The sequence below is a fragment of the Aeromonas bestiarum genome, from assembly GCF_028751155.1.
Classification (GTDB): Bacteria; Pseudomonadota; Gammaproteobacteria; order Enterobacterales; family Aeromonadaceae; genus Aeromonas; species Aeromonas bestiarum.
In genome coordinates this window covers 2,908,133-2,930,338 of the sequence record NZ_CP064746.1, presented here as the reverse complement: position 1 = coordinate 2,930,338, position 22,206 = coordinate 2,908,133, and the positions used below count along the sequence as shown (strand labels likewise).

The 22,206-nt window shown below is 52.0% G+C and carries 20 protein-coding genes; 9 read left to right on the top strand and 11 right to left on the bottom strand.

Annotated elements, in window-relative coordinates; all coding sequences use genetic code 11:
* Nucleotides 1–18 precede the first annotated feature (18 nt).
* The gene (gene pbpC, locus IU367_RS13550; protein ID WP_420796504.1) at nt 19–2,361 is read left to right on the top strand and encodes a penicillin-binding protein 1C; all 2,343 of its coding nucleotides are present in this window, start codon (nt 19–21) and stop codon (nt 2,359–2,361) included.
* A 114-nt stretch (nt 2,362–2,475) separates the two neighbouring features.
* Here pbpC and IU367_RS13545 read toward each other — a convergent pair whose 3' ends face one another.
* Entirely contained in the window at nt 2,476–3,435 is a 960-nt protein-coding gene (locus IU367_RS13545; RefSeq protein WP_274452161.1) for a hypothetical protein, read from the bottom strand.
* A 177-nt stretch (nt 3,436–3,612) separates the two neighbouring features.
* Here IU367_RS13545 and thiI point away from each other — a divergent pair, with 177 nt between their 5' ends.
* Complete coding sequence (gene thiI, locus IU367_RS13540) at nt 3,613–5,061, top strand: tRNA uracil 4-sulfurtransferase ThiI (RefSeq protein ID WP_274452160.1); 1,449 nt, start codon at nt 3,613–3,615, stop codon at nt 5,059–5,061.
* Nucleotides 5,062–5,145: 84 nt separating this feature from the next.
* Here thiI and IU367_RS13535 read toward each other — a convergent pair whose 3' ends face one another.
* Both IU367_RS13535 and IU367_RS13530 read right to left on the bottom strand, forming a co-directional pair.
* Complete coding sequence (locus IU367_RS13535; RefSeq protein WP_042865809.1) at nt 5,146–5,538, bottom strand: hypothetical protein; 393 nt, start codon at nt 5,536–5,538, stop codon at nt 5,146–5,148.
* A gap of 104 nt (nt 5,539–5,642) precedes the next feature.
* A complete protein-coding gene (locus IU367_RS13530; protein ID WP_042865810.1) occupies nt 5,643–6,275 on the bottom strand; it encodes a trimeric intracellular cation channel family protein in 633 nt (210 codons plus the stop codon).
* A 424-nt stretch (nt 6,276–6,699) separates the two neighbouring features.
* Here IU367_RS13530 and IU367_RS13525 point away from each other — a divergent pair, with 424 nt between their 5' ends.
* The 7 genes from IU367_RS13525 (at nt 6,700) to IU367_RS13495 (ending at nt 13,895) form a co-directional block, all read left to right on the top strand.
* Entirely contained in the window at nt 6,700–7,638 is a 939-nt protein-coding gene (locus tag IU367_RS13525) for a flagellin N-terminal helical domain-containing protein (RefSeq protein ID WP_274452159.1), read from the top strand.
* A gap of 585 nt (nt 7,639–8,223) precedes the next feature.
* The gene (gene flaB, locus IU367_RS13520; RefSeq protein WP_274452158.1) at nt 8,224–9,159 is read left to right on the top strand and encodes a flagellin B; all 936 of its coding nucleotides are present in this window, start codon (nt 8,224–8,226) and stop codon (nt 9,157–9,159) included.
* A gap of 36 nt (nt 9,160–9,195) precedes the next feature.
* Nucleotides 9,196–9,633 carry a flagellar protein FlaG gene (locus tag IU367_RS13515; protein ID WP_274452157.1) on the top strand — a complete coding sequence of 146 codons (438 nt, stop codon included), beginning with the start codon at nt 9,196–9,198 and terminating at the stop codon, nt 9,631–9,633.
* Nucleotides 9,634–9,665: 32 nt separating this feature from the next.
* Nucleotides 9,666–11,054, top strand: coding sequence for a flagellar filament capping protein FliD (gene fliD / locus IU367_RS13510; RefSeq protein ID WP_274452156.1), 1,389 nt, complete (start codon nt 9,666–9,668; stop codon nt 11,052–11,054).
* A gap of 44 nt (nt 11,055–11,098) precedes the next feature.
* A complete protein-coding gene (gene fliS / locus IU367_RS13505; protein ID WP_274452155.1) occupies nt 11,099–11,512 on the top strand; it encodes a flagellar export chaperone FliS in 414 nt (137 codons plus the stop codon).
* On the top strand, nt 11,509–11,802 hold the full coding sequence (locus IU367_RS13500; RefSeq protein WP_274452154.1) for a hypothetical protein: 294 nt from the start codon (nt 11,509–11,511) through the stop codon (nt 11,800–11,802). Before fliS ends, IU367_RS13500 begins: the two co-directional genes overlap by 4 nt.
* 11 nt (nt 11,803–11,813) lie before the next feature.
* Nucleotides 11,814–13,895 carry a motility associated factor glycosyltransferase family protein gene (locus tag IU367_RS13495; RefSeq protein ID WP_274452153.1) on the top strand — a complete coding sequence of 694 codons (2,082 nt, stop codon included), beginning with the start codon at nt 11,814–11,816 and terminating at the stop codon, nt 13,893–13,895.
* Nucleotides 13,896–13,929: 34 nt separating this feature from the next.
* Here the strand turns inward: IU367_RS13495 and IU367_RS13490 are convergent, their stop codons facing one another.
* The 8 genes from IU367_RS13490 to pseB form a co-directional block, all read right to left on the bottom strand.
* Nucleotides 13,930–14,493 (bottom strand): GNAT family N-acetyltransferase, encoded by a 564-nt coding sequence (locus IU367_RS13490; RefSeq protein WP_274452152.1) that lies wholly within the window; start codon nt 14,491–14,493, stop codon nt 13,930–13,932.
* A gap of 146 nt (nt 14,494–14,639) precedes the next feature.
* A complete protein-coding gene (gene pseI / locus IU367_RS13485) occupies nt 14,640–15,689 on the bottom strand; it encodes a pseudaminic acid synthase (protein WP_274452151.1) in 1,050 nt (349 codons plus the stop codon).
* Nucleotides 15,670–17,166: a UDP-2,4-diacetamido-2,4,6-trideoxy-beta-L-altropyranose hydrolase gene (pseG, locus tag IU367_RS13480; protein ID WP_274452150.1), complete on the bottom strand. Its 1,497-nt coding sequence runs from the start codon at nt 17,164–17,166 to the stop codon at nt 15,670–15,672. Before pseG ends, pseI begins: the two co-directional genes overlap by 20 nt.
* Nucleotides 17,166–18,455, bottom strand: a complete 1,290-nt coding sequence (locus IU367_RS13475) for an aminotransferase class III-fold pyridoxal phosphate-dependent enzyme (RefSeq protein WP_274452149.1) — start codon at nt 18,453–18,455, stop codon at nt 17,166–17,168. The genes pseG and IU367_RS13475 overlap by 1 nt, the downstream gene beginning before the upstream one ends.
* A complete protein-coding gene (locus IU367_RS13470; RefSeq protein WP_274452148.1) occupies nt 18,452–19,207 on the bottom strand; it encodes a glycosyltransferase family protein in 756 nt (251 codons plus the stop codon). The genes IU367_RS13475 and IU367_RS13470 overlap by 4 nt, the downstream gene beginning before the upstream one ends.
* The gene (locus IU367_RS13465; protein ID WP_274452147.1) at nt 19,204–20,049 is read right to left on the bottom strand and encodes an aldo/keto reductase; all 846 of its coding nucleotides are present in this window, start codon (nt 20,047–20,049) and stop codon (nt 19,204–19,206) included. The genes IU367_RS13470 and IU367_RS13465 overlap by 4 nt, the downstream gene beginning before the upstream one ends.
* Nucleotides 20,040–21,182 (bottom strand): UDP-4-amino-4,6-dideoxy-N-acetyl-beta-L-altrosamine transaminase, encoded by a 1,143-nt coding sequence (gene pseC, locus IU367_RS13460; RefSeq protein WP_274452146.1) that lies wholly within the window; start codon nt 21,180–21,182, stop codon nt 20,040–20,042. Before pseC ends, IU367_RS13465 begins: the two co-directional genes overlap by 10 nt.
* Nucleotides 21,179–22,183 carry a UDP-N-acetylglucosamine 4,6-dehydratase (inverting) gene (gene pseB / locus IU367_RS13455; RefSeq protein WP_274452145.1) on the bottom strand — a complete coding sequence of 335 codons (1,005 nt, stop codon included), beginning with the start codon at nt 22,181–22,183 and terminating at the stop codon, nt 21,179–21,181. The genes pseC and pseB overlap by 4 nt, the downstream gene beginning before the upstream one ends.
* Nucleotides 22,184–22,206 lie beyond the last annotated feature (23 nt).

Below are 22,206 nucleotides of genomic sequence, written 5' to 3'. Positions count from 1 at the left end.
GCCCCCTTGCTGGAGACGATTCTCCCGGCCACCTTCTGGCAACGTGGCCGTCTGTGGTTGCGCCAGACTTGGCTTGTGCTGCAGCATCTGCCCCGCTGGCTGCGCCTGACGGGGCTGTTATTGGCTGGCGTGATCCTGTTGTTGCTGGTGCTGGATCGCGCCTTTCCGCCGCCACCACTGGATCCCGCCTTTGCGCGGGTGGTGCTCGACATCAAGGGGCGGCCGCTGCGGGCCTTCGCCGATACCAGCGGGGTGTGGCGCTATCCCGTGACCCTGGAGCAGGTCTCCCCCCGCTATATAGAGGCGCTGCTGGGCTACGAGGATCGCTATTTCTGGCGCCATCCCGGGGTCAACCCTGTGGCCATGGTGCGCGGCATCGGTCAGTGGCTGCGCTATGGGCGGGCTGTTTCGGGGGGCTCGACTCTCACCATGCAGGTGGCCCGCCTCATCGAACCCTATCACAGGAGCGTGCCCGGCAAGCTGCGCCAGATGGCGCGGGCGCTGCAACTGGAGTGGCACTACGACAAGCGCACCCTGCTTACCGTTTACCTCAATCGGGCGCCGTTTGGCGGCAACCTCGAAGGGGTGCAGGCGGCCAGCTTTGCCTATCTGGGCAAGAGTGCGGCCAAACTCACCCATGCCGAGGCCGCCCTGCTGGCGGTGCTGCCGCAGGCACCCAGCCGTTACCGGCCGGACAGGCACCCGGATCGCGCCCGCGCCGCCCGTGACAAGGTGATGCAGCGACTGGTCAGGCAGGGGGCCTGGCCAGCGGCAGTCTGGACGGAGGGGCGCATCGAACCCGTGCTGGCGCGCGGCCACTTCACCCCCATGGAGGCGCCGCTGTTTGCCCGCCTCGCCGCCGACAGCCAGCCGGGGGCCCTGGTGCACACCACCATAGACGGGGATCTGCAGCGCTGGCTTGAGGCGCGGGTGGAGAGCTATATCCGCCGTTTCCCGGAGCAGACCTCCGCCGCCCTGTTGCTGGTGGACAACCAGACCATGGCGGTGCGCGCCTACGTGGGCAGCGCCGAGTACGGCAACTTGAGGCGCCACGGCTACCTCGACATGGTGCAGGCGATCCGCTCCCCCGGCTCCACCCTCAAGCCGTTTATCTACGGTCTGGCGCTTGATGCCGGGCTGGTTCACTCCGCCTCCCTGCTCTCCGATGCCCCCAGATTGGGGTCTGACTATAGACCCGCCAACTTTACCGGGGCCTTTCAGGGACCCGTGACCCTGACCCAGGCACTGCAGCAATCTCTCAACGTGCCGGCCGTGCAGGTACTGGAGGCGCTGGGGCCCGCTACCCTGGTCAATCGACTGGACAACGCCGGGGTCAGGCTGGCGCTCTCCGACAAGCCCAACCCCGCCATTGCGCTCGGGGCGGCGGGCATTCGGCTGGAGCAGCTGGTGGCCCTCTACAGTGCGCTCACCCGGCAGGGACAGGTGGCGATGCCGGTCTGGCTGGCGGGACAACAGGCGGTCTCGCGCCCCTTGCTGAGCCCTGGATCCGCCTGGGTCATCTGGCAGATCTTGAGTGCGCAGGGGCGGGCGGATCAGCCCTTTGCCAGCGAGGCGACCGGCCGGGTCAACCGGCTGGCCTGGAAGACGGGCACCAGCTACGGCTATCGCGACAGCTGGGCGCTGGGGGTCTCCGGTCGCTGGACCATTGGTGTCTGGCTGGGGCGCCCGGACGGCACCCCCTTGCCCGGTTTTTACGGCCAGAGTGCGGCCGTGCCGTTGCTGCTCTCCGTTTATTCGCGGCTGGGGGACAACAGCCCCTTGCCGGCGCAGCCCAATACGGTGAGCGAGGCCGACATCTGCTGGCCGCTCGGGCGGCGGGTGAGTGCCACCCTGCCAGAGGCCTGCCTGCAGCAACAGAGCGCCTGGCTGCTGGATGAGCGTGATCCCCCCACCTTGCCCGATCCCATGGATTGGCCCTCACCGCTGCGCCAGGTTGCGCTGACCGAGCAGGGAACTCCCACCCTGGCGCGCTGCAGTGATGCGACCCATTCAAGCTGGCGAGCGCTCTGGCCGCTCTCGCTGGAACCCTGGCGGGCGCCGGGGGAACGGCGCACGGCGCTGCTGGCAAGCCATTGTGCGGGGGAGGGGCAGAGTGCCGAGCTGCAGGCGCCCATTCGCATTGTCGCGCTGGGGGAGGGCAACCTTATCCGCAGCCAGCGCTATCGCCTGCAACCCAGGGTGCTGGGTGGCGTGGGCAAGCCGTTCTGGTTTCTCAACGGCCAGCGGCTGCGTTGGGACGGGGATCAGGTATTGAGCGAGGCGGGGCGCTACCAGCTGGTGGTGGTGGATGAGGCGGGCAACAGCGACAGAGTCGAATTTCGGCTGGAAAACCCCTCCTGAGGAGACTCCTGATCCGCGCTGACCAAGCGCCAGAATATTGACGGCACCTCATCTCACCAAGACGGGATCAGGCTGTGAGCCGATCCCGTTGGACCCTGTTGGCGGCTGGCGGGCTCAGGGTTTGACTTGCCCCAGCCGGGTGAAGAAGTGCTGGCTCTTGCGCTGGTGGAAATGACTCTTCTTGATGGGATGGAAGATGAGGCTGCTCTTTGGGTGGCTCGCCTTGAGCTGATGGATCATCGCCATGGCGGGCAGGCCTGTGCTGACCAGCGTGGTGAGCGGCAGGCTGTGAGTCTCTGGCCCCAGCAGCTGATTGAGCCCTTGCTGCGCCAGCTCGAAACGGGTCAGGGCCGTTGGCTCGGCATAGCCGCTGCCGAGCATGGCCAGCAGGGCATCGAGGGACTGATGAAACTCGGCCAGCTGCTGGCGAAAGCCGCTGCGGGCGCGCAGGGCAATCAGCTCGGCAAACGGGATCTCGCTCAGGTGAGTGGGCACTTGCAATGGTATTTCGAGGTGGAAGCAGTCCTGCCCGCCCCGATTGTGGTAGCGGGATTCGAGCAGGTGCAGCAGCCGGTCCAGATAGTCGTGATCCGTGATGAGCGCACCCTCATTGGCGAGTGCCCACTCACGGGCGAGGCGCATGGAGAGCATATTCGCGAAGCGCCGCGCCATCCTGATCCCCCCCTCATCTTGCGTAGCAAAGCCGTGAGTCAGGCAAAAGCCGTGCAGCTGCTCGAGACCGGCCTGGGTCGGGCAGAAGCAGTCGTGGTTGGCGCCTTGGCGCCAGCGAGTGATCAGCTCCTTGTTGCCGAACACCTTGTGGCGAGTGAAGTCAGGGGCTATGAGACCGCCGAGCTGGCTCTCCAGCTGCGGGGTGATGTCTGCAAAGAAGCCAGGCTCAGGCCGCTCTGCCAGCAGATCGGTCTGCTCTTCCAGGGTATGGAGCAGGGCGGTGAGGCCGCTCTTTTCACTGACGGTAAAGACGAAGGCGAGTCGCTCCAGATAGAGCAGGGCAAACTTGAGCCAGAGCTCGTCGCGTACCTCCATGCCGGGGTAGTAGATATAGGTCTTCATCGGATCAGTCTGTTGTCAGGGGGTTGCCAGGGCGCAGGCTTGGGAATATACGCAAGATTGCCGCCGCGTCGCAAACGTTGCGTGGGGGAATGTGAGCAAACGCGCATCCAGTAGGCGCCGGCCAGAAAGTTCTGATATAATTCGCGCCCTTAAATCAAGGCCACCCGAGTCAAAACCATGAAGTTCATTATCAAGCTGTTCCCGGAAATCACCATCAAGAGCAAGTCAGTTCGCCAGCGCTTCACCAAGATGTTGCAGGGCAACATTCGCAACGTGTTGCGCCGCTTCGACGAAGACGCCCGCGTACGGATGGATTGGGACAAGCTGGTAGTGAGCTCCCGCAACGATCAGTTCCACGCCCAGTATCTGGAGACGCTGGCCTGCATCCCGGGCATCCAGTATTTCCTCGAAGTGAAGCTGAGCAACTTCACCGACCTGCACGACATCTTCGAGCAGACCCGCGCCGTCTGGGGCGATCGCCTGAAAGGCAAGACCTTCTGCGTGCGTGCCCGCCGCGTCGGCAAGCACGACTTCAGCTCGCTGGAGCTGGAACGCTATGTGGGCGGTGGCCTCAATCAGCATTGCGAAACCGCCGGTGTGCGCCTGAAAAAGCCCGATATCCAGGTCAACCTGGAAGTGGAAAATGACGAGCTCTACATCATCAGCGCCGTTCACCACGGCATGGGCGGCTTCCCCATGGCGACCCAGGAAGATGTGCTGAGCCTGCTCTCCGGCGGCTTTGACTCGGGCGTGGCCTCTTACCAGTTCATCAAGCGTGGTTGCCGGGTGCACTACTGCTTCTTCAATCTCGGCGGCGCAGCCCACGAGATCGGTGTCAAGCAGGTGGCCTACTACCTGTGGAACAAGTTTGGGGCCTCCCACAAGGTGCGTTTCACCGCCATCGACTTTGAACCCGTGGTGGCCGAAATCCTCGAGAAGATCGACAACGGCCAGATGGGCGTGGTGCTCAAGCGGATGATGATGCGTGCCGCCGGTCAGGTCGCCGACTACTTCCAGATCCCGGCGCTGGTGACGGGGGAGTGCGTCGGCCAAGTCTCCAGCCAGACCCTCACCAACCTCAACGTCATCGATCGGGTGACCGACAAGGTGATCCTGCGTCCGCTCATCACCTGGGACAAGCCGGACATCATCAGCGAAGCCCGCCGCATCGGCACCCTGGAGTTTGCCGAGACCATGCCGGAGTATTGCGGCGTCATCTCCAAGAAGCCGACCATCAAGGCTGTGCTGTCCAACATAGAGGCGGAAGAGGCCAACTTTGACTTCGCCATCCTGGACAAGGTGGTCTCCGAGGCCCGTTACCTCGACATCCGCCGCATCGGTGAAGAGACTGCCGCTGAGGTACAGGAGGTGGAGACCACGCAAGTGCTAGCTGCCGATGAGGTGATCCTGGATATCCGCGCCAGTGATGAGCGCGACGAGAAGCCGCTGGTGGTGGAAGGACGCGAGGTACAGCACCTTCCCTTCTTCAAGCTGGCCACCACCTTTGGCGATCTGCCAAAAGAGAAGACCTACCTGCTCTACTGCGATCGCGGCGTGATGAGCAAGCTGCAGGCGCTCTATCTGAAAGAGAAGGGCTTTGACAATGTGAAGGTGTACCGCCCGTAACGGCATGCGCTTTCCATAAAAAATCCGGCCAATGTGCCGGATTTTTTTATTTCACGCTGATTGCATCCTGACGTCGCGCGCGGCTCAGGGGCAGGGGACGGGTGTAAAGGTCGATTGCCCCTGACAGCGCCAGCCCATTTCGGCTTGCCGCATCTGCCACAGGTTGTTGCTGCGAAACAGGGTCAGGATGTAGATCATGTCGCTCTTGTTGCCATCGAGGGCCACCGAGAGCACCAGATCGTTGTCCAGCTGTTGTGCCTGGATACGACTGGGTATGTCGCTGTGGCCGACAAAACGCAGCGCCACTTCACGATAATCATTGACCCAGGTTTGCTGGGCAGTGCTTGCCTGGCGGATCTGCTGGTTGAACTGCTGTACCGGGGTAGAAGCCAGTCGTCCGAACAGTACCTGTGCATCGGCTTGCGCCGTTGCCACATTCATCAGTAACAGGGAAGTGATGAGCCCAAGTTTTTGCATGAGGGATTCCGGCTTACAACGACTGGATCCTATGACAACAGAAAAGCCTGCTTGGTTCAACGTAACGAGGCCGGGAGTGCGACATGGCGCCCCCGGCCTGGATATCAATGGCGTTGCAGCGAGAAGGTGGGCAGTGACAGGTGCCAGTAGATGGCGGCAACCCGCAAACCGAACACGGCCGTCATGCAGATGAGCATGGCGGTGACCCTGTCCATATTGACCTCAAGTGCCAGGGTATAGAGGATGCCGCCCAGGATGCAGGCGGTGGCATAGATCTCCTTTTGCAGCACCATGGGCACCTCCCGGGCCAGCACATCGCGGATCATGCCGCCAGCCACCCCTGTCATGGTTCCCATGATCACGGCAATCAGGCCGGGGGAACCAAAGTTGAGGGCCTTCTGGGTACCGATCACGGTGAAGAGGGCCAGCCCGAAGGCATCCGCCACCGGCAGCACATACCAGGGCATGCGACGGGGCAGCTTGACCATCCACATGCCGATCAGCGCCGTGGCGATAACGACCCAGATATAGAGAGGGTCGCGCACCCAGAACACGGGGGTGGCCCCCAGGATCATGTCACGTATGGTACCGCCACCAATGGCGGTGACGGCTGCCAGCACCATGACACCAAAGCCATCCATCCTGAGCCGCCCCGCAACCAGCACGCCCGAAAACGCGAATACCGCAGTACCAAACATGTCGCTGATGTAAACAATCTGCTCAACCAGTGTCTGCATGGAGAACAACTCACGTCCAATTGTTGATGGGGCCGCGATTTTAGGGGCTGGGCCAGCATCTGACCAATGGCTGCCTGCAAAAGTGGGAGCCAGACCAAGTTTTTGCAGGCGGGATGGGGGGGAGGCAGAGGGGACGTGGCTGCTGGCTTGAGGCGGGAGCCGCAGCTGGCAAGGGGGCTGTGCTTGTCTCATGATCCTCCGCCTGTGCCTGCATCCCGCTGATAAGGGGCACTTTTTGAATTTTTTCCCTTAAGTCCTGCGAGAATGTGCCGATAAATAGGGTAAGCGGCGTTAATGCGATGAAGCGTTAAAAATAATGCTAAAGACATCGAAGAAGAGGCCGTTAAATAAGACGCATCGGACATGAAAGACAATAAAGTTCGAGCAAATTAGATAGTAAATTTAATAGCTTAGGAGAATGATCATGGGTCTTTATATCAATACGAACGTTTCATCGCTCAACGCTCAGCGTAACCTGATGAACACCAACAAATCTCTGGATAATTCCTACACCCGCCTGGCATCTGGTCTGCGCATCAACAGCGCAAAAGATGATGCCGCCGGTCTGCAAATATCCAACCGTTTGACCTCCCAGATCAATGGTCTGGATCAAGGTAACCGCAACGCCAACGATGGTATTTCCGTTGCCCAGACCGCTGAAGGTGCCATGGACGAAGTGACCTCCATGCTGCAACGGATGCGTACTTTGGCACAACAATCAGCCAATGATTCAAACAGTAAAGATGATAGAACAGCCTTGCAACAAGAATACAAACAGCTCTCGACTGAAATAAACCGTATCGCAGGTGATACCACCTTTGGGGGGCAAAAAGTATTAGCTGGCGGCTATCAAGGTACTTTTCAGGTTGGCGCTGAGGCTGGACAGACAATTTCATTCAAAATGACCAATTCGTTCAAGTTGACTGGAATTGCTGATATGAGCAAAGGTAAAGCGACAGTAGTGAAAGCGGGTACAGCCGCGTCGTTAGCCGGTGATGCTTGGGTTGTGACGGTTTCAACCGGGTCAACATCCAAAGTCACGTGGAGTGATATCGATGATATCTCTGGATCAACAGGTTCCAATTCCCAATTGGCTTTAGCGAACTTGGACTTTATGATTGGTGCCGTAGACAGCAAGCGAGCTGAGCTGGGTGCGGTACAAAACCGTTTCGATTCAACCATTCGTAACCAGGCTAACATATCTGAAAACGTCAGTGCCGCCCGCTCACGTATCCGTGACGCTGACTTTGCCACTGAAACAGCTAACCTGACCAAGCAGAACATCCTGCAACAGGCGGCATCGACCATACTGTCCCAGGCAAACCAGCGTCCGCAGTCTGCACTTTCACTGCTGCAGGGCTAACAAAAGAAAACAGGGCGGTTGTTCAGGCCGCCCTGGTCAAGAGATGGAACAAAGGGGTGTTCGGGTTTGCACTCTGTTCTATCGGGAGAGAATCAATTCTCTATTAGTAATGCCAAGTGTTGTCCAGATGTTCAGTTCTGTCACCCTTGGTCATATTCTCCTGAGCATAAGCTCATCTTTAGGCCGGTTCTCCGGCCTCTTTTTATTGTGCCGCCAAATTGACGTCACTCTGTCAGTTCAAAGCATGAACCATGCCAATACATTCCACTCCGTAAAATCAGGCATCGTCGGATGTTGGCTGCTCGGCTACGTCGTTCCGTCCTTGCCCTATTGCCGCCTACCGGAGAAAACTTGCCGCTTTAGGCAACAATTTTCCTAAAGCTTGTCTCTGCGCTGCCGTTAAATAAAGTGAAGCAATCGAGGGGTGTTCGGAATCCAACGTTTGCACTACTGCGGGTGACCTGTTCGTTCAAACAGACACCCGCCTGAAGAGACAGGCATGTTCAACCTGTTCTTCAAACGGTGGGACGTCGTGTTGTTTGGACGACGCAACCTGCAGTCGCATGTTCTTCGGGAGAATTTATTATGGCCATGTACATCAACACCAATACGTCATCACTGAACGCGCAGCGTAACCTGATGAATACCAACAAAGCGTTGGATAGCTCTTACACTCGCCTAGCATCCGGCTTGCGCATCAACAGTGCCAAAGATGATGCTGCCGGCTTGCAGATTTCCAACCGTTTAACCTCTCAGATTAACGGCTTGGATCAGGGTAACCGTAATGCTAACGATGGTATCTCTGTCGCACAAACCGCAGAAGGGGCCATGGATGAAGTGACTAATATGCTGCAACGGATGCGTACGCTGGCACAACAATCAGCAAACAGCTCCAACAACAAGGATGACCGAACTGCCTTGCAGCAGGAGTATAAGCAGCTGACAACGGAGATTAACCGTATAGCTGGGGATACTACCTTTGGCGGTCAAAAAATACTCAATGGAAGTTATCAGGGCACTTTTCAGGTTGGGGCTGATGCTGGCCAGACAATCTCGTTTAAAATGACCAACTCGTTTAAATTGACCGGTATTGCAGATATGAGCAAGGGCAAAGCGACGATTGCGAAAGCAACTACCGCTGCGTCGATGGCTGGAGATGCGTGGGTTGTGACGGTTTCATCTGGTTCCACATCAAAGGTCACATGGAGTGATATAGACGATATTTCAGGTTCTACGGGTTCTAGTGCGCAGATTGCATTGGCAAACTTGGATTTTATGATTCAAGCAGTTGACAGTAAGCGAGCCGAGTTGGGGGCGGTACAAAACCGCTTCGATTCCACTATCCGTAACCAAGCCAACGTATCTGAAAACGTCAGTGCTGCTCGCTCTCGTATCCGTGATGCTGATTTTGCAACAGAAACGGCGAATTTGACCAAGCAGAATATCCTGCAACAAGCAGCTTCCAGTATTTTGGCGCAAGCTAATCAGCGTCCACAGTCAGCGCTCTCTTTACTGGGCTAAGTACCGGTTAAGGGATATGGATAGAGGAGAGATAAGATGACGAATGAACTTGGAAGCCTGTCATCTGCTAATGGCTCTTCTGTACTGTTGAAAGATAAGAGCGGCCATTCGGCCGCTCTACCACTTTCTGACAGACCAGCAGAATCGTTTAAAGGGCAGTCAGAAGAAAAGGTTGATGTGCAAAAAGACATCAAGTCAACTTCTCAAACAGTGAAATTGAGTGATGAAGAAGTTGAAATTCAGGTACAAAAATTGCAGGATTTTGGGCAATCTCAAGGATGGACTGTTAATTTTAGTTTGGAGCGAGAGCTAAACAAAGTGGTAATCAAGGTGGTTGACTCTGACTCCAAGTCAGTCATACGCCAGATACCGAGTGAGGAACTGATCGAGATAAGCAAGCGGATTAGAGAGTTGAGTGAGGAACACTCTGGCTCATCCCCCAGGGTTGGACTGTTGCTTGATCGTGAAGTCTAAAACCATAAGTACAGTGGCTAGGAGAGGACAAAATGGCAACAATCACATCTGCGGGTGCCGGTTCAGGTATTGATTTGGAAAGTGTCATCGCTGCTAGCCTCAATGCCCGTAAGGCGCAGATACAGCAACCCATCATAACAAAAAGAACCAATGCACAGGTCGAACTATCAGGCCTTGGCCAATTCAAATCTGCAATCAGTTCCTATCTGACTAGCCTTAAAGAAATGTCAAAAGCTGATGCTTTTAACAAAAGAGCTATCAATGTTACCCAAGATAAAGACAACCCTATCCTTAAAGTAGAGAGCAAAACGGGTGCTGCAAATGGGCAGTACAATGTAACGGTCAATAAATTGGCAACAACCAGCAAGTTTGAAGGAACGTTTAATAATGCCACCGATCCATTAGTGACTGAAGATGGGAGGCTTACGTTCAAGGCTGGAGAAAAAACTTTCAACGTTGATGTTAAAGCGGGTGATTCATTGCAAGCTATTCGTAAGCGGGTCAATGAGAACGGTAATAACTTTGGTCTGACTGCCAATATAATTAATACCTCTGATGGTAAAGCGAAGCTGGTTATTGATTCTGGTGTTAGTGGCAATGGTAAAGATTTGCAAATCACTGGTAGTACTGCGGGCCTAACAACATTTGCGTCATCATTAGCTAAGACCCAGACTGCTGGAAGTGCGGAAATCTCTGTTGATGGTAGTACTTTAACGAGTGATAGTAACACGTTTGATGGCACTATCATGGGCTTGAAGTTAACGGTCCTTAGGCTATCTGATAAGGATTCAGCAGGAGTAGTAAAGTCGAATAAAGTTGATGTTACGACAGATAAAGATGGCATCAAGGATATGGTTAAAGGCTTTATTACCGGTTACAACGAATTGGTAGCCAAAGCTGATGCTCTTGGCAAGCGTAATTCAGTTGTTGCTGGTGTAACACAAAATGATGGAGGTGCATTAGCTGGGGATTCAATGACCCGTAGCGTTGTCAACCTCATGAGTAATACTCTTATTACGCCATCTGATTCTTCGACAGAGTTTTCGACCATATTTCAGCTTGGTATCAAAATGGATAACAAAGGTGTTCTGTCACTTGATGATAAAAAATTTAGCGAGGCATTAGATAAAAATTTTGAACAAGTTGTCTCGGTCTTTGGTGGTGAGAAAGGAGTCACAGGTAAGTTGGTTACATCACTTGATAGTTATTCGAAAAGTGGTGGCCTGGTTGCCCAGCGAGAAGACTCTTTGAATGTAGAGCTACGCTCTCTGGCACAAAAAGAAAGTGACGCAGCGGCTGAGCTTGTAAAATATGAAGCTAGTTTACGTGCCAGATATGGTGGGCTGGATAGCTTACTTGCTAAAATGAATCAGTCGGCAAGTTATCTTAAAAATATTCAAACATCTAACAAGACTAGCTAAGGTGTCAATTTATTCTTGACTCTTGTAATATAAATGAGGTTGATATGTATCATAAGAGTATAAAAGCATACACCAGTCAAAACCTGCAGGCAGAGATGGCCGTTGCTGATCCTTACCGAGTTATTCAGCTGATGTTGCAAGGTGGTATAGAGCGGTTGTCACAGGCCAAGGGTGCAATAGAACGCAAGGATTACGAGGGTAAGTCAATTGCTATTTCAAAAAGCTTAGCGATTATAAATGGTTTGCAAGACTCGCTGAATCTTTCATATGGAGAGATTCCTGAAAATCTTTTTTCACTATATGAGTATATGAAATCTAGATTATTTGATGCTAGTCGAGATATGAGTTCAGAGCCTATCGATGAAGTTGCAATTCTGCTTGGAACAATAAAAAGTGCATGGGATTCCATTCCCGTTGATGAGCGTGCTAGAGCATTATCTCAGCAGGCTTCATTATGAATGATGTTCAGCATCTTCTTAAGTTAAACAAGCTTTTAGAGTCGGCGATTAAATCTCGTAATTTGCCATTGGCGCATGATTTGGCGGATAAGCGCCTTATCTTATTGGATAAGATATATCAGGCCAAGAAATATTCGTCGGAGTTGATTGATGCTGTCAATGTCATTTTAGATAGTGAGCAATATCTTACAGATATGATTGTGTATGAAAAAAATGAAATAAAGAAAAAACTACTATCCATTATCGCTTCAGATAAAGCGAGTCAGTTGTACAAGTCTCATGCAAAATAAGTAGGGTGAAAATGGACTTCCAAAATAGTATTGATAAAATCGAAAAAGAAGTGGCTCGCCTGAAAATTCAGAGTGAGCAAGAAAGCGCAATGATTAATGTGCTACCGATTCGTTTTAATAAAAATATGGAAGTATTTAAAAAATATATGCCTAGCATATATGAACGGTTTAAAGATTATAAATCTAATAGAGCATTTAGACTTTATTGCAATGAGAATGGTGTACCGAATCTATTGTGGCTGGATGATAACATATCGCTATATGGACATGACCCGTTCTTGGAATGTAAAGCACAAGTGGATAGTGTTTTACATTCCAATGATGCAATTCAGACAATAGAATTTTCTAGTGAAGATAATCCACTCGACTTTATTCATGTGAATTTCATGAATGAAATGTTAGATCAGCAAACCATTTTGGCTGACAGGCTTGAACCTATCTCAAAGGCTGGTGATGTCATCCCGCTCGTTATTATGTTTGGTGTCGGGTTGGGATATCAGATTTCATATCTGTTTGAACAGTGCCAGCCAAAGGTTTTCTTTATCGTTGAGCCAGATCTAGATTTGTTTTATGCCTCAATTTTTACTTTTGATTGGTTTTCTTTATTTGAATATATTGACAATGCCAATCTTAATATTCACATCTTTCTTGGACAAACAAATGACGAAATAATAAACGATATAGCACCTGCTATGGCGAAATTTGGTTCATATTTAGCGGCCGCTAGTATCGGATTTTGGCATTATAGAAGTGAAAAAATAATTGATTTAATAAAGAGAGTAAAGCAAGAGTTTTTTATATTAGCTAGCGGTTGGGGTTTTTTTGATGACAATATAATCGCAATGTCACATTGTATCGAAAACGTTAAAAATAATATCCCATTTTTGGTGAAAGATAGGTATGTTGATGAAAAGTGGAAAAATATACCTGTTTTTGTTATTGGTAATGGACCGTCTCTTGATAACGCGATTGAGACTTTAAAATATTTACACAAGAGTGTGGTAATGATCAGTTGTGGCAGTGCACTTTCAGCATTGCATAGAGCTGGAATAAAACCCGATATTCATGTTCAGGTTGAGCGAACCAAACTTGTCCCGGACACACACGCTTTATTAAATGATGATGATTATTTACGAGATATATTATTTCTTAGTGTGGATGTTATTCACCCTAATTGCATGACGCAGTTTGATAAGGTTGGATTAGCATTTAAGTTATTTGAACCAGGTCCATTTATATTAAAGCGTGACTTTGAGATTGCTAGATTGCGCGACACGCTCAGAGCTGCTAACCCTCTTGTTGGAAATACGGGGTTAGCAACAGCATGTCGACTCGGATTTGAAAATATTTATCTTTTTGGCATAGATAATGGTTATGTCAGCGATCAGCACCATCACTCTAAACTAAGTTTTTATTTTGATGATGATGGAAAATCAAAAGAGAAACTATCTCTCTTGATTACGCAAAAAAGCAAGCATCTTGTACCTGGTAATTTTGGTGGGGATGTTGAAACAACAAATATGATGATCAACTCCAAGTTGGTAATGGAAAGTTTGATAAAGGTATATAAGCAGGTTGATATATTTAATTGCTCAAATGGTGCGGAAATTAAAGGTACTAAACCGACAAGAGTCAGTGATATCATTGTAGATAACCTGCTTGTTGATAAAAACGAATTAAAATCACATATCATAAATCATATTTACCAGCCAATGAATATTTCAACAGAGGATTTTGTTGGCAGGATCAATAGTGAATTTTTCGATGAGTTGATCGATAAAATCGTATCAGAATGGGAAAGCGACTTTTCCTCTCGGGAGAACATACTGCAGTGTATGATGAGACAATATGAGTATATGTCAGCCATTCGCAATAGTGGATATAACCATATATATCGGTGTGTTATTGGTTCGTTATATTATTCATATAGCGTTATTTTGTCTACTTTGTATCGGTATGAAGAGTCTGACGATCTATATAAGACAATCAATCTTATGATTTTTATTATGAGACAGTACTTTATTACCATGAAAGAAAAATACAAAAATGCATTAACAAGCATAGATAATAAACAGCACGGATTACTAGATTGAGAATGAGGTGCAGCCCTATCTTGGGGCTGCATTTTTATTCTTTGATATGGGCATTGATCTTGCTAAGCAAGACAGCGGATGTCCATCCGGTCGATGTTTTAAAATGACCTAGCGTTTCGCCTTCAATAATGAATCCGTTTTTAATAAAGGCATTGATGGATGCACGATTATCCTCATATGCACCTGCTGTAATTTTGTGTATATTGAGCTGTGAAAAACAATAATCAGTTACTATCTTGATGACCTCTGTTGCAATACCTCTTCCCCAATAATTTTTATCTCCAATCATTATTCCTAGCCCAGTGCTGCTATTTTTTTTGTCAATGATTGATAATTTCACATTTCCAATGTGTTTCTTTTCTGTAAGGTCAATAATGGCCAAAAAAAGACCTTCGCTATTGTTTTTCATATAATAATTGGTTAGTTTTTCGATATCCCACTTAGTAAATCTAGACTCAAGATAACGATTTACTTCTGGATCATTCAGCCATGAACAGTAAGTGTTATTAATATCTGATAGTTCAAGTTTTCTAATGCCAATCACAAAAATTTTTTGATGTGAACTAATTATGCTTGAAAGTATAATATTAGAATCCATCATATCATTCCTCTATTTTAAGAAAATTGTTGATATAAAATCTCACAAAAAAATTTTTAAAAGTAATCGTTTATTTTATTTAGCTGTATGTAATTTTCATCATTCTATGTATGTACTTAATTTAAAAAAGCGACCTTCATCTATTTTTAAATTTTAAAGTCAGAAAAACAGACTGCTTTACCTCGATGAATATCATGGAGAGCTGTTTTTCCCAATACTTGTGGCAATGCTTCAGGTGGCAACCCATAGCCAGGCCGGATCCGACGGATGTGTTCCGGTTTTATTGTTGTGCCAGCAGGAAGGTTGGCAACAAAATACAATGAACGACGAAATCTCAGGTTTGTCAGTTCGGCCTGATTGCCACCACTTTCTCCTGACCCCAGCGCTTGCCAACATAGTTTTGCTTGGCTGCAGAGTTCTTTCAGTTCATGTGGTTCAAGGGAGAACTCGGCATCAGGGCCACCATCTGTGCGAACCAGCGTCAGATGTTTTTCGATGGCCACAGCCCCTAGCGCTATTGCCAGCTGAGCTGCTGTATTACCCAGAGTGTGATCAGACAGGCCGACGGGTACTGAAAAAGTATCTGCCAAGCGGCTAATTCGCTTGAGATTGATATCGGCAAGGGGAGTGGGGTAGCCACTGACACAATGAAGAAGAAGGGTCTGCGGGCAACCATTTTCACGTAAAATAGTCAGGGCTTGGGCAATTTCATCTTCAGTAGACATGCCAGAAGAGATAATGACCGGTTTTCCTTTCTGAGCTATATAACGGAGCAAGGGAAGGTCAGTAATTTCAAATGAGGCAACTTTGTACGCTGGGGTATCCAACTCCTCCAGAAAGTCGACCGCGCTCTCGTCGAAAGGGGTGGAGAAGATAGTCAGTCCGCGTGACTTTGCCCGCTCAAAGAGAGGCTTGTGCCATTCCCAGGGGGTATGGGCCAAGGTGTAGAGATCGTAAAGGGTATGGCCATCCCACAAACCACCTTGAATATGAAAATCCGGCAGATCACAGTCGATGGTCATGGTGTCTGCGGTATAGGTTTGCAGTTTGATGGCATCAGCCCCCGCATCGGCAGCGGCATCTACCAGCGCCAAGGCCCTTTCCAGCTGGCCATTATGGTTACCGGAGAGTTCGGCAATGATATAGGGCGGACTATCCGGGCCGATCTCGCGGCCATTAATAGTGAACTGAGGCATGAAATGTATCCTTGGGAGAAAAGTAAAACCAGTTCCGCGTGCTACTGACTTGGTATCCAACAGATTGGAATAGCGCCAGAGAGCCCAGGTTTTCGGGGCTAATGTAGGCGTGAAAGGTGAACCACGGGAAAAGCTGGTGCAGCAGGTTCAAGGCCCGCTTGCCATGCCCCTGCTGGTGTTGTTCGGGGTCAACGTAGATTGAGACTTCGGTATATCCTTCCGGCCCACAGGCTTCATCCAGCCTCACTACGGCACAAGGGCCAATAGCTGACATAACCTTGAACAGCCAGCGTCGAGGGTGTTGCAAAGCACTGTGCAGCCAAGCTTGATGCTCACGCAGGGGAGGGCACACGGGATTTCTACTATAGCGACGGGTTACGTCATCTTGTTGCCAGAGCCACATCCACTCTGCGTCTTCTGTTGTAATGGGTTGCAACCAGTACGCCTGTCGTAGGGGAGTGATCTCTTGAAGCAGACGTTGTGCCCCCATGCCATCACACAGTGCGGCGCTATGTTTGCCTAGTTGCTGTAAGGCCTCTTGAGTTGGCCAGTGAGCTGAGAGCTGCTGCAGCAATTGTTGATTATCCAGCGTATTCAGATCGCCAAGCCATATCACGGCATGTGCCTGCTCCAGCCGTCTGGCATTTTCCAGTTGATTGTCGGCAAGTGTGAATAGCAGGGTAGGCAGAGCCAGGGTTGCACGCTCCCAGCAACTGGTCCCGCCTGCGCCGATGGCGAGATCGGCCTGCAGCATCAACTCGGCCATGTTGTTTGCATCGAGGTGCAGTTTGACGTGATGGCGGCTCTTTGCCACGACCTCTTTGAGTGCATCGATATGAGGTGCTGTGCTTGCCAGTACTAGATCAATGTCCAATACCGGGATGGGCAGCTGATCAATCAGGGGCAGGAGGCGGGACAGATGGTTGTCACTGTCCATCGCTCCCAAGGAGAGCAGTAGTCGAAGGATGGTTCTATTTGATGCTCTCCTGGCCAGCGCTGCGGGCCGCAGCTTGGCAAATTCAGGCCGCAGAGGTGCATAGCTAGGTCCCAGCAGAGGAGCTTGCTCAAACTGGCTCTCTCGATAGTCGGCTAGTTGGCGATAGGGGGTGATATCTAGCAGCCGGGTAGCCACATGGGGTCTGTCTGCCAGATCGTCAATAACCAGTTGCTGGGGGAAGAGGGCGGCAAGCGGCCGCTCCCAACAACGATCGAGCTGATAGTGATCCACTATCAGCCAGTCACTGCCTCCCCACCCCATGATGGCGCGGTAGAGCGAGCGCCAGTCAGGTTGTGCGGGAAGCAGCGTCAGACCATGCTGGCGAGCCATGATCTGAGCCCCATCAAAGCCAGGCAGATCGGCGCACAAGAAGTGGCACTCATCACCTTGGCTGGCAGCAAGATCAGCGATGCTGAGGCAACGCATGAGGTGGCCAGCACCTATGGTCGTACTGGCATCACATCGGAACAGCAGCCGCATCAGCGCACCCGGAATACGGGTTGAATTGGCTCACCATCGAGCGCGCTGGCTAGCGTCTGGTCGCGATCGTGGTGGATGAGTACGGGCAGTATGTCACGATAAGCGGCCAGTAAAACGGCCACATCCTGTTCGCTATGGGCTAGGTTCATATTGTGACTGCCAAGGGTGAGGAGCCCCCGTTTGCACAACTCCTGGATAAGATAACTCTTGAGAAGCCAGGTCGAGTGGTTTGCTGAATCTGCAACCAGCAGGAAGCTCCAGCTAGGATGTCCGGCAGTTTGCAACCATGCTGGAGCATCGAGCTCTTTTAGCAAGGCATCGAGCCCATCCAGTACCTGCAGTCCCCGCTCTGCAAGCATCTTCGGCACATCCAGTTGCCGCATCTTTTTGATGACGGCGTTGGCAGCAGTCAGGGCGATGACATCTCCGCCGAATGTGCCGGAGAAGAAGATATCTTCCATCCGTTTCATGTACTTGCGGCGACCCACTACTGCGGAAATGGGGAAACCGTTGGCCATGCCTTTGCCAAATGCAGCCAGATCCGGCGTCACACCAAAGAGGCTCTGTGCCCCTCCCAAGTGATAGCGAAAGCCGGTAATAGTCTCATCAAAGATAAGCAGCGCGCCATGGGCATCGCAGAGTTGACGCAGACCAGGCAGAAAATCGGGGGTTGGCCAGGTTACGTTCATTGGCTCCAGAATGACAGCCGCAAACTCGCCAGGGTGGGCTTCCAGCTGTCGCTGTAGCGAAGCGAGATCGTTGTAGTCAAATTTGTGGGTCAACTCTCTCACGCATTCGGGAACCCCTAGATGGCGGGTGGTCGAGCCAATATACCAATCCTGCCAGCCGTGGTAGCCACAGACGGCTACCCGCTCGCGCCCGGTGACCGCGCGGGAGAGCCGGATACAGGCTGAGGTGGCATCAGTCCCGTTTTTGCCAAAGCGAACCATTTCGGCGCAGGGAATGAGTTCGATGAGCTGTTCGGCGACCTCGGTTTCCAACCGGTGGGGAAGTGAGAAGATAGAGCCCAGATTGAGCTGCTCCATCACTGCCTCATTCACGTCCGGATCGCAATATCCAAGGCTGATGGCCAGCAGGCCGCTGGCAAAATCGATGTACTCATTACCGTCCACATCCCATACTTTTGCTCCGTGTCCCCGTTCGATGAAGAGGGGGGCAGCCCCATAAGGGAAACAGAGGCGGCTTTTGGAGAAGGTTTGGGAGCCGAGAGGTATGCTCTGTTCTGCACGAGCAGATAGAGCCAGTGAATGTTGATAGCGTGTGGTCATATATGATTTTCCTTGGCTAGCGAGTCAGCCAATCCTTCGTTGCGCTGGTGCCGGGTATTGAGTGTTGCCAGCTCCGGCTGTTGTGCCAGCAAGGCGAGAATATCGTCAGTGGTGAAGGCTGGTTTGGTGGGGTAAAGAGCCTGGTAAATGCGCTCTACCAGTTCAAAATCGGCAGGCTCATCAACAGTCCAGCGCAAATGTGCCAGCGAAGACGTGCACTGCAGTTCGCCAATGGAAAATTGCTCTAAATGGCTGCGAACGTAATAGGTGACATGTTCTCGCTCGGTCAGTGTAGTTGCTTTTTCCTGCAAGGTTGCCAGCGTTGATCCGCTCATTATCTCGGCATCCAGCCCATCTGGATAACTGGGGTTCCCGCAGTTGCTGCTGTAGTCGTACTGACCGGTGAGATGCAGCTCTATCAGCTCATCTATCACCAGTGGGTCAACCAGCGGGCAGTCACCGGTGAGACGTACAACATGGGTCGGATTGTAGGGTTGAGCAGCCAGATAGAAACGTAGCAGCACATCGTCAAGTGGGCCGCAGAAACAGGGGATATCCAGCTTTTCACACAAGGCGGCAATGGCGCGATCTTCCGGCTGATCGCTGGTGGCAACCAGCAGCTTGTCCAGCAGCTTGCTCTGCAGCAGCCGTTCAATCTGCCTTGCCAGCATGGGTTCACCGAGCAGCTCTTTCATCACTTTGTTGGGCAGACGGGAGGAGCTGGTTCTAGCCTGCAAAATACCCAGGATCATTGCGTTCTCCAGAGTGCTGGGTTGATAAGGTCCTGCTCCATGGAGGCCAGCGGGGCAATCTCGGCCTCGTTGCTTTCATGTAGCGCGTGGCTGGCCGCAACAATAGCGGCCAATTCTTGCTCATGACACACACCGACGACAAAGCGCTTTACCTGTGGCAGGGCCGTCATGATAGAGAGTGCTCTGCCAAGTGGGGAGTGTGATGGGCGCCAGTTATCAAATGGCTCCAGTTTGGCCGAAAAGCGGTGAAAATAGTCTGGTCGCTGCGCCGGCGCCATCAGCAGGAGTCCCTGCAAAAAGAGCGACCGTACGTGGATCTCACACCCCATATCTGCCAGCTTGTCGAGCCAGCCGGTGCGCAGAAAGCGCTGATCGAGCAGATTGGCTGGCAATTGCACCAGTTCCAAGGGATAGCCAGCTGCGATCCAGGCTTCGAGTTCCTCTGGAGAGTAAACGGAGACGCCTAGCTTGCCGACATTCCCCTGGTGCTGCAGTTCAGCGAGCAACTCGAACAGGGCTGGAGAAGCATCCTGACTGCGATGGAGCAGTAAGCCATCAAGCCGTTTGCGCCCAAGTAGCCGCATACTCTGGTTGACGGCATCGTGGACATCAGTCAGCGGGAGTCCTGGCGCGAGTTTGTCAATCAAGGTGAAGTGACTGGTATCTCGTTGCCCCAGTCGCCGCTCGGCGTTGCCATAAGCTTGCGCCGTATCCAGGGTGTCAATGCCTGTCTGGCGGGCTAGCGCAATGATGGCATCGAGCTCATCATCGCTGACCTGTCCCTCCCGGTTACTCACCCCGTAATCCAGGCCGAATTGCACCGTGCCGAGAGCTAACTGCATAGTGCCTGCTCCAGTGCATCGACAACCTGCTGCTGCTCTGAGCACGAGAGGGTCGGGAACAGCGGAAGGGATATGGCTCTCTGATAGTAGGCTTGAGCCCCCGGATAGGCGGCGGGATTTTGTCCCAGCCCACGGTAGTAGGGCTGGGCAGGGATAGGAATATAGTGAACGTTGACGCCGATACCGGCAGCACGCAGCTGGGCAAACACTTGATCGCGAGCTGCCATCTGGATGATATAGAGGTGATAGCCGCTCTGGCGGTCACTATGTTGCTTCAGCGGCCGGACTGGCAGGTGGGCTAACAGTTCGTCATACCGACGTGCAAGTTCACGTCGCTGGGTGATGAACTGATCAAGGCGACTCAGCTGACTTAGCCCCAGTGCCGCCTGAATGTCGGTCAGACGGTAGTTGAAACCCAGAAGTTGCTGCTCGTAGTACCACTCCCCTGGGGAAGGCATGAGCAGGGATTGCGGGTCACGGGTAATCCCATGGCTGCGATAGAGCCGCAATTTGGTGGCGAGTTCCTGATCTCGGGTGGTGACGGCGCCACCCTCTCCGGTGGTGATCGGTTTGACCGGATGAAAGCTGAAGACCGTCATATCACTGTGAAGGCAACTGCCGATCGGCGACCCCTGATAGTGTGCTCCCAGTGCATGGCAGGCATCCTCGATCAGAAATATTCCGTACTGGCGGCAGAGCATACCAATCTCTTCGAGAGCGCAGGGCTGGCCCGCCAGATGTACCACAATCAGCGCTTTGGGCAGAACATGAGTGAGCGCGGCCTGCTGCAGCTTGCGTTTGAGCGCCACAACATCGAGGTTGCCGGTAGCTGGGTCAACATCAACAAAATCCACGTTGGCATTGCAGTAACGGACGCAGTTCGCCGAGGCCACAAAACTCACAGCTGAGACCCATACTGTATCTTCGACACCCAGCTCCAGTACTGCGCAGGCCAGATGAAGCGCAGTGGTGCCGTTACTGCAAGCGATCACGTATGGCACTTGGCAATAATCAGCCAGCCCCTGTTCGAAGGCGGGAACGGCCTGACCCTGGGTCAGATAATCAGATTTCAGTACGGCAACGACGGCTTCTATATCGGCATCGCTGATCGATTGGCGGCCATAAGGGATCATTCGGACAACACCTGCTGATTCATGCTCTGTAGTTCGGCTATCGACAGAAAGTGCTGATTATTTAGGGAATTGTATTCAAAGCCGGGAGCGACCAGCGTGGCCGTTTCACCGAGCGCATTAATGCTGAAATCATTGTTGCGACTGGTGAAAGTGATGCTGGGGGCAATCACGTAGTAATCGTTGAACTCGTAGGTGTGGAAAGAGTCGTCTGCCGGACACATTACTTCGTGCAGTTTCTCCCCGGGACGGATACCGATGATCTCCTGTTTAAAAGCCGGTGCCATGGCCGCTGCCAGATCGGTGATCCTGACTGACGGAATTTTCGGCACGAACAGTTCGCCACCGCGCATACGCTGGAAGTTGCTAAGAACAAAATCGACACCTTGCTGCAAGGTCAGCCAGAAGCGGGTCATCTCGGGATGGGTGATCGGCAGTGTATCAGCCCCATTTTTGATCAGGTTGTCGAAGAAGGGAACCACTGAGCCCCGCGAACCGACTACGTTGCCATAACGTACCACCGAGAAAATGGTCGGGTTTTTGCCTGCCATATTGTTGGCGGCAATAAACAATTTGTCGGAGCAGAGCTTGGTAGCCCCGTAGAGGTTGATCGGATTGGCTGCCTTGTCGGTGGAGAGCGCAATGACCTTTTGTACACCATTATTGAGCGCAGTCTTGATGACGTTTTCAGCTCCTCCGACGTTGGTCTTGATGCATTCCATGGGGTTATATTCGGCGGCCGGCACCTGTTTGAGCGCCGCTGCATGTACCACAAAGTCTACATCGCTCATTGCCATATCAAGGCGCTCGGCATCGCGGACATCACCGATGAAATAACGCATGCAGGGGGCGTTGAAACGTTGCTGCATTTCAAACTGCTTGAGCTCATCACGGGAGTAGACGATCAGTCGTGCTGGCTGGTAGTGGGAGAGCACGGTTGCAATAAACTTTTTGCCAAATGACCCTGTGCCACCGGTAACCAGAATTGTTTTTCCATTAAACATAACGGTGTCTCATGATGAAGATT